The sequence below is a fragment of the Thiomicrospira microaerophila genome (genome assembly GCF_000934765.1).
GTDB lineage: Bacteria > Pseudomonadota > Gammaproteobacteria > Thiomicrospirales > Thiomicrospiraceae > Thiomicrospira > Thiomicrospira microaerophila.
Genome location: NZ_JYNN01000102.1, coordinates 1 through 1,441 on the forward strand (window position 1 = coordinate 1; position 1,441 = coordinate 1,441).

1 protein-coding gene is annotated in these 1,441 nt (G+C 60.2%); it reads right to left on the bottom strand.

Going from position 1 to position 1,441, the window contains the following annotated elements; all coding sequences use genetic code 11:
- Positions 1–1,441, bottom strand: a 1,441-nt coding sequence (locus NA59_RS12730; RefSeq protein ID WP_044413588.1) for an Ig-like domain-containing protein, incomplete at both ends; no start/stop codon positions are given.

The following is a 1,441-nucleotide window of genomic DNA, read 5'->3' on the forward strand; positions in this document are numbered from 1 at the left end:
GTGAATTCACCGCCGTTGTCACCGGCAACCGGGGTGCCGACGTTGCCGGCCACGCCTTCAACGGCCGATACCGTCAGCGGGTCGCCATCCGGGTCGCTGTCGTTGGCCAGCACGCCATCGGCCGCCACTGTGAGTAGGCTTTTTTCATCCGTGGTGCCACTGTCATCCACCGCGATCGGCGCGGGGTTGCTGACCGTCAGCTCAAGCTCGGCGGTGGCGAGCCCACCGTTTCCATCATCCGCAGTAATGGTGATGGTGTAAGTACCAGCCGCCCCGCCCTGGCTATCAGACGAGTCAAGCGTACCGGTGATCATGCCGGTATTGGTATTGATAGCCAGAGACGCAGGTTGCCCGGATATCGAGAAAGTCAGGTTATCGCCATCAACGTCCGTAAACAGCGCTGACGCATCATAAACAATGTTCTCGGAATCATCCGCCGCCAGTGTATCGTCGGCGCTGGTAGGCAAATTGTTGATGGCATGGCCATCGCCAGAACCAGGATTACCGACCAGATCTGTATAGGTTGCATCGGCCACACTGATATCAATGGGCGACGAGCCTGAAGCCTCAAAGTCGGCCGTCCAGGTACTGCCATCGACCTGGGTGAAGTTGCTTAACATGCCGCCATCGACGCTGACATCGGTCTCATCGAAGCCGAGCACATCTTCCGAGAAGGAGAAAGTGATCTCTGTTGATCCGCCCGCAGCCAGTGAAGCATCATCAGAGCTGATTGTCAGAGTCGGTGGAACCGTGCTCTTGTGGCCGCCATCTGTCGTATCGACCGGATCACCATTATGATCCGTCGCACTCGCCGTCACGGTCAGCGGACCATCCACCAGACCCGACAGGTCGGCAGTCACCAGATAGGTGCCATCGCCCTGCACCACCGCACTTGTGGTGACTGTGGCACCGTTCTGGTCTTCAATCACCAGATTCACGGTGGCACCGGCCGGCACGTCAGTGGTGGTACCGCTGATCGGCACCGCCGTGTCGTTGCCGCCATTCACATCAGCCAGCTCGACGGTGATCGCACCCGCCAGGTTGTCCAGCTCGGCGGTCGCCGTGTCGGTCACGGCATTGCCGTTATGATCCTCGGCACTGGCAAGAACGCTCAGCACGCCATCGGTCAGGCCGCTGACGTCCACATCGGTCAGGCTGTAGTTGCCATCTGCATCCACGGTGGTCGTTACAACCACCGGCGTGCCGCCGTTTTCAGAGGTGATGGTGATCGTCACCTCACCGTTTTCTGGAACGTCCTGGCTGGTGCCGCTGATGTTCAGGTTGCCGTCGGTGGAGTCTTCCGCCGTGACCGTCAGGTTGCCGTCAACCGCATCCAGATCCGCCGTGTCCTGGGCCGTGACGGTGTTGCCGTTGTTGTCGGTCGCCACCGCATCGATGGTCAGTTCGCCATCGGTCAGGCCGCTGACGTCCACGCCTTCCA